Origin of the sequence: Pantoea sp. CTOTU50773 (genome assembly GCF_032082325.1) — a bacterium.
GTDB classification, from domain to species: domain Bacteria; phylum Pseudomonadota; class Gammaproteobacteria; order Enterobacterales; family Enterobacteriaceae; genus Pantoea; species Pantoea communis.
The window spans coordinates 1-6,899 of sequence record NZ_DAMDQC010000202.1 but is presented as its reverse complement, the minus strand read 5'-3'; the positions used below and the strand labels follow the sequence as shown (position 1 = coordinate 6,899).

General features: G+C 54.3%; 6 protein-coding genes. 1 reads left to right on the top strand and 5 read right to left on the bottom strand.

Translation table 11 applies throughout. The features are described from left to right. The first annotated feature begins 606 nt into the window (after nt 1-606). A complete protein-coding gene (gene mdtD, locus RT340_RS20950) occupies nt 607-2,010 on the top strand; it encodes a multidrug transporter subunit MdtD (protein WP_034830079.1) in 1,404 nt (467 codons plus the stop codon). Here the strand turns inward: mdtD and rbsR are convergent. From rbsR to RT340_RS20925, 5 genes are all read right to left on the bottom strand, one after another. Further along, nucleotides 2,007-2,990 (bottom strand): ribose operon transcriptional repressor RbsR, encoded by a 984-nt coding sequence (gene rbsR, locus RT340_RS20945; RefSeq protein ID WP_211728908.1) that lies wholly within the window; start codon nt 2,988-2,990, stop codon nt 2,007-2,009. The two genes, mdtD and rbsR, sit on opposite strands and share 4 nt — an antisense overlap. Before the next feature lie 13 nt (nt 2,991-3,003). Then, nucleotides 3,004-3,933, bottom strand: coding sequence for a ribokinase (gene rbsK / locus RT340_RS20940; protein WP_211728904.1), 930 nt, complete (start codon nt 3,931-3,933; stop codon nt 3,004-3,006). Between the two features lie 64 nt (nt 3,934-3,997). Then, nucleotides 3,998-4,873, bottom strand: coding sequence for a ribose ABC transporter substrate-binding protein RbsB (gene rbsB / locus RT340_RS20935; RefSeq protein WP_034830075.1), 876 nt, complete (start codon nt 4,871-4,873; stop codon nt 3,998-4,000). A gap of 27 nt (nt 4,874-4,900) precedes the next feature. Beyond that, the gene (rbsC, locus tag RT340_RS20930; protein WP_034830072.1) at nt 4,901-5,872 is read right to left on the bottom strand and encodes a ribose ABC transporter permease; all 972 of its coding nucleotides are present in this window, start codon (nt 5,870-5,872) and stop codon (nt 4,901-4,903) included. Then, on the bottom strand, nt 5,869-6,899 hold a 1,031-nt coding region (locus tag RT340_RS20925; RefSeq protein WP_313377641.1), incomplete at its 5' end, for an ATP-binding cassette domain-containing protein. The genes rbsC and RT340_RS20925, both read right to left, overlap by 4 nt.

Below are 6,899 nucleotides of genomic sequence, written 5' to 3'. Positions count from 1 at the left end.
GTTAGGCCTGCCGCCAGCGTTCAATCTGAGCCATGATCAAACTCTTCAATTTAAAGTTTGATTTGCTGCAACAAGTGCAGCGATGCTCATCTGTAAAACGTCATAATGAATTTCATTATGTGTTCACTCGTGAGACTTGATATTTTTTACGTCCGGAGACGCTGATATCAATCCTGCGAGTGCCCACACAGATTGTCTGATAAATTGTTAAAGAGCGGTGCAATCAGCGCCTTAAGCTGCTGTTGCGAGGTGGCGTATATTACGCCTTCCTCCTTCAGAGTCAAACACTTTTTTCAGCGTTTTTCTCCGGCGGGATGAATTTCTTCACTCCCTGCTGAGCCGCCTGCGTTGCCGCTTTGCCGTCTCAGTGGTGGCGCATTATAGGGAGTTATTCGGGGCTGACAAGGGTTTATTGCAAAAAATTGACTGAGCGCTACTTTTTTAACCGAACAGGCTAAAAACAGACATTTCTCGATCAATAATCAGTCAAAAGCGCCCGTTTGGCGGCACAAATCAGCGTCACGCGTATAAGCACCAATGCTATTCTGTTAGTCCAACGCCGTTTTCTTTGTTGCAGACTGAACAATTATTAAAGAAGGACTTTCAATGATTCGCTCCGCGCGCAGTATGGCCGGCTTGCCCTGGATCGCCGCAATGGCGTTTTTCATGCAAGCCCTCGATGCCACCATCCTCAATACTGCGCTTCCTGCTATCGCCACCAGTCTCGACCGATCCCCTCTTGCCATGCAATCTGCTGTGATCAGCTATACGCTCACTGTCGCCATGCTGATCCCGGTCAGCGGCTGGCTGGCCGATCGCTTCGGCACGCGCAAAGTCTTTATCGTGGCCGTTTCACTGTTTACGTTAGGGTCTTTAGCATGTGCACTCTCGGGCTCGCTGAGCATGCTGGTTATCTCACGCATTATCCAGGGTGTTGGTGGCGCGATGATGATGCCGGTCGCGCGCCTGGCATTGTTGCGTGCTTATCCACGCAGTGAATTGCTGCCGGTACTTAACTTTGTGACCATGCCGGGATTAGTCGGACCGATTCTGGGGCCGATGCTCGGTGGCTTGCTGGTCACCTACGCCAGCTGGCACTGGATATTCCTGATTAACATTCCCATCGGCATCGCGGGCATCTTCTATGCACGTAAATATATGCCGGATTTCACCACGCCTAAGCGCCGCTTTGATTTTGGCGGCTTCATTCTGTTTGGCTTAGGTCTGGTGCTGATATCCGTCGGTATCGAACTGTTCGGAGAGCGTATCGTGTCGCCGTGGCAGGCGGTGCTGGTGCTGTTAGCCGGTGTCGCGCTATTGCTTCTATATATAGTGCATGCACGCCGCCATCCTGCACCGCTGATCAACTTACCGATGTTTAAGACCCGAACCTTCTCGGTCGGCATCATTGGTAATATCGCGGCACGTCTGGGCACGGGTTGTATTCCCTTCCTGATGCCATTGATGTTACAGGTGGGCTTTGGTTATCCCGCACTGATAGCGGGTTGCATGATGGGGCCAACAGCGATTGGCTCGCTGCTGGCCAAATCCACCGTGACACAAGTGCTACGTCGCTTCGGCTATCGTAAAACGCTGGTCGGTATCACCATCATCATCGGCATTCTTGTCGCCAGCTTCTCACTGCAAACACCGGGTGAAAGTGTATTAATGCTGTTAGCCGCGCTGTTTGTATTAGGTATGGCGATGTCGACACAATTCACCGCGATGAACACCATCACACTGGCCGATTTGAATGATGAGAATGCCAGCGGTGGTAACAGCGTGCTGGCAGTAACGCAGCAGGTATCGATCAGCTTTGGCGTGGCCGTCAGTGCGGCGGTACTGCGTTTCTATCAGGATTTCGAGAGCACAACTGTGCAGCAATTCCACGCCACCTTCCTGACGATGGGCGTGATCACCGTGCTGTCCGCGTTTGCTTTCCTGATGCTGCGTCCCGGCGATGGCCGCAATCTGATCGCTAATCGCGAGAAAAAGAAGAAAACCGCTTAAACCGAACCGCGTTCCACCAGCTCCGGCGTCAATACCAGCGTTTGCTGGCTGGCGTCGGGATCGCTCATACGATGAATCAGCGTATCAATCGCCAGTTCGCCCAGTTCATCCTTGGGCTGATGGATGGTACTAAGCGGTGGCGTGAGATAACGCGCCAGTTCTATATTGTCATAGCCCATCACCGCGATATCTTGCGGCACGCGTAATCCCGCCTGGAAGAGTGCGTGATAAACGCCCACTGCCATCGCATCGTTACTGGTGAAAACCGCTTCGGGCAGCAACTCTAACGTCAGCAGTTGGTTCATCGCGTTGAAGCCGCCCTGAAACTCGAAATCACCGTCAACCACATAACCTGGCAACACCGGCAATCCACTGCTTTCCATCGCTTTATGGAAACCTTCCAGACGCAAACGCGCCGGGGTTTTATCCTGAGGCCCGGCAATACAGGCGATACGGGTGTATCCACGGTCGATCAGATGCTGCGTCGCCAGCTCACCGCCCAGCAGCGCGTTATCCTGAATAATGTCGCCACGCCCTTCAAACGGGGCCCAGTCCATCATCACCATCGGGACTGAAGGATAACGGTTAAGGATCTCTGCGGAAGGGAGATGCGTTTCAGTGCACATCATCAGCAAGCCATCAACGCGCTTTTGCATCAACGTTTCGAGGCTGCGATTCATGCGCTCTTCATCGCCTTCGGTATTGCACAGAATCAGGCTGTAGCCGCGCTCGTAGCAGCTATTTTCTACGCCACGCACCACTTCTGAATAGAACGGGTTACTACTGGCCGTCAGCAACATGCCAATAGTGCGCGTCTGATTGATCTTCAGACTGCGCGCCAATGCAGAAGGCGCGTAATTCAGCTCACGGATTGCCTGATCCACTTTTTCCCGCACCTGTTCGCTCACAAAACGATTGTTATTGATGACGTGGGAAACAGTGGAAGTGGAGACGCCCGCCAGGCGGGCGACATCTTTCATGGTCGCCAAAGGCTTAACCCTGTTGCTGCAGGAAGTTATCGATCTCAGTGCGCCACGGCACTGAGGGCTGCGCACCCGGACGCGTCACCGCAATCGCGGCGGCGGCATGGGCAAAACGCACGGCATCATGCATTGCAACACCTTCCAGACGCGCGGTAATAAAGGCACCGTTAAAAGTATCGCCCGCTGCGATGGTGTCGATAGCCTGCACGGTGAAGCCCGGAATACGCACGCCTGTGCCCTGCTCGCTCAACCACACACCACGACGACCCAAGGTAATCAAAACGGTAGAGATGCCTTTATCATGCAACGCCTGCGCCGCATGTGCTGCATCTTCATCACTTTTCACCGCGATGCCGGTCAGAATTTCGGCTTCGGTTTCGTTAGGTGTGATGATATCGATTAAGGCCAGCATCTCATCAGACAAATGTGTGGCAGGCGCTGGATTCAGAATCACTTGCGTGGCATTGGCACGCGCAATCTTCGCTGCCGCCAACACGCTTTCCAGCGGCGATTCCAACTGCATCAGCAAGGCCTCAGCATCAGCAATCACTTGCTGATGGCGATCGACACAGGCTGGCGTCAGCGCCGCGTTAGCACCGGAATAGATGCCGATATTATTTTCACCTTCGCCATTCACGAAGATCATCGCCACGCCGGTGGCTTCGTCTGCCACGATTTCTACCGGAGCAGTATCAATACGGTCCTGCTGCAGCTGCTGGCGGATACGTTCGCCAATGTCATCTGCACCTACACAGGCAATAAAAGCGATATCCGCGCCAGCACGACCGGCCGCCACGGCCTGGTTAGCCCCTTTGCCACCAAAGGCAATCTGATACTGTTTGCCGATCACCGTTTCGCCCGGACGCGGAAAATGGGTGAGGTTCAGAATGTGGTCGGCATTGATGCTGCCAAGTACCGCCAGTTTTGCACTTGTGTTCATAGGGAGTGATCCAGAAAGTTGCGCCACCAGGACGGTGGCGCGTTGCCATGCTTTTCTTTGTTTTTTATTTGGTGACCAGCTTCAGGTCAACTGGATTAACCGACTGTACTTTTTCGCCTTTCAGCACTTTATCTGCAGTGTCCACACCAATCACGCCAATTTTATCAGGCATCTGCGCCACTGTGGCGGTCAGTTTACCGGCTTCTACCGCTTTCACACCGTCAGCGGTACCGTCAAAGCCCACCACCAGTACATCGGTTTTACCGGCAGTCTGCAGCGCACGCAGTGCGCCCAGCGCCATTTCGTCGTTCTGAGCAAATACAGCCTGTACATCCGGATGCGCCTGCAGCAGGTTCTGCATCACGTTCAGACCTTTAGTACGGTCGAAATCTGCTGGCTGGCTCGCCAGGATATTAAATTTGTGCGCATCAGCAGCCTGCTTGAAGCCTTCGCCACGCTCGCGCGCTGCGGAAGTCCCGGCAATACCCTGCAGCTCGATGATTTTTGCGCCATCGCCCAGTTTCTTCGCGATGAAGTCACCGGCCATTTTGCCGCCGAAGCGGTTGTCAGAAGCCACGTGGCTCACCACGGTGCCTTGTGCCGCCACGCGGTCCAAGGTGATCACCGGAATGTTGGCCTGGTTGGCCATCTTCACGGCGTTACCCACGGCATCAGAATCCGTTGGGTTAATCAGCATCAGCTTGGTGCCACGCACAGTCAGATCCTGTACGTTCGCCAGCTCTTTCGCCGGGTTATTCTGCGAATCCAGCACCACCAGGTTATAACCCAGTTTGTCGGCTTCTTTCTGTGCGCCATCTTTCAGAGACACAAAGAACGGATTATTCAGCGTTGATACAACCAGCGCAATGGTGTCCTTAGCCATCGCGCCAGCACTGAGGGTGGCGCCAAGGATGACGGCCAATGCAGTTAACTTTTTCATTTATAGAGTCCTGTGTGAAGGTCAGAGTTATTTGCTGCTTTTGTTATCCACCAGCACCGCCAGCAGAATGACAACGGCTTTAACAATCATTTGGTAGTAAGAAGATACGCCCATCAGATTCAGGCCGTTGTTCAGGAAACCCAGGATCAGCGCGCCAATCAGCGTGCCCATAATGCGACCTTTACCGCCCGCCAGGCTGGTTCCGCCTAAGACCACCGCCGCGATGGCATCCAGTTCATAACCGGTACCTGCCGTCGGTTGCGCAGAGGAAAGCCGCGCCACTTCGATGGTGCCCGCCAGCGCTGCCAGCAGACCACACAGCGAATAGACGATGATTTTGACGCGGTTAACATTGATACCTGACAGACGTGTCGCCGCTTCATTGCCGCCTAACGCATAGATGTAACGACCGAGGCGCGTGTGATGCAGCATGTACCACGCCAGCGCGAACACCACTGCCATCAGCCACACCGGCGTTGGGATACCCAGCGGACGGCCAATACCGAACCAGCCGAACAGATCGGCGTTATCACTGAAACCGGTGTTGATCGGGCTACCGTTGGTGTACACCATGGTGACGCCGCGCAGCAGCAGCATCATCACCAGCGTGGCGATAAACGCCTGTACCTTGCCGCGCGCCACAATCACGCCGGTAATACCACCAATCGCCGCACCCAGCGCCAGCGAAGCCGCTACTGCCACCAGCGCATTCACTTCCAAACCGACAATTGAGGCGGCGACTGCACCGGTGAGCGCCAGCAGCGATCCCACCGACAGATCAATACCCGAAGTCAGAATCACCAGCGTCATGCCGACGGCCATAATGGCGTTAACCGAGGTCTGCTGCAGGATGTTGAACATGTTGGCAACGGTGAAGAAGTTCGGGCTTTGGCTCGCCACCACGGCAATCAGCACGATCAGCGCAATCAGCGATTTCTGCTCCAGCAGCCAGGCTTTGCTAAACCAGCGACGGCTGGCGGGTAAGGTTTGGGTGCTCATACAACTAACTCCTCGCTGTGTTGCTTACCGACTGCCGCCGCCATCAGGGATTCCTGGGTAGCCTGCTCACGGGAAAATTCGCCACTCAGATGGCCTTCATGCATCACCAGGATGCGATCGCTCATGCCCAGCACTTCCGGCATTTCCGATGACACCAAAATGATGCTCAGCCCTTCGGCTTTAAACTGGTTAATTAACTGATAAATCTCTTTTTTCGCACCCACGTCCACGCCACGCGTCGGCTCATCCAGAATCAGTACGTTCGGGCGCGTCATTAATCCGCGCGCAATCGCCACTTTCTGCTGATTACCACCCGACAGCAGGCCAATCGGCTGCTCCATTGACGGGGTTTTAACGTTGAACAAACGGATGAAGTCGCCTACTGCCAGTTGTTCTTCACTGTGTTTCAGATTACCGGTGGCATGGCTGAAATAGCGCAGCGCGGTCAATGACATGTTCTCTTTCACCGACATGCCGAGCACCAGGCCATCGCGCTTGCGGTCTTCTGAGATATAGACGATGCCGTTGGCCAGGCCGTCCTGGGGTGATCGGGTAATAATTTCGCGACCGTTGAGCGTAACGGTGCCGTTGCTGCGAGGCAGTGCGCCGTACAGCACTTTCATCAGTTCCGTCCGTCCCGCGCCCATTAAACCGGAAATGCCAAGGATTTCCCCTTTGCGCAGGTTGAAACTGACGTTATCCACGCCCGGCCCGCTGAGATTTTTAACAGTTAAACGAACATCGCCCGGTGCCTGATCAATATGCGGATATTGATCTTCCAGCTTACGGCCCACCATCATCTCGATCAGACTCTCTTCGCTGAGATCGCTCACCGCGCGCTCGGCAATAAATTGCCCGTCACGAAACACGGTGACATCATCGCAAATCTCGAAGATCTCTTTCATACGGTGCGAGATATAAACAATGCCGCAGCCCTGCGCTTTCAGTTCATTGATGACGCGGAACAGCGACAGGGTTTCGGTATCGTTCAGAGCATCGGTCGGTTCATCCATAATGATGACCTTCG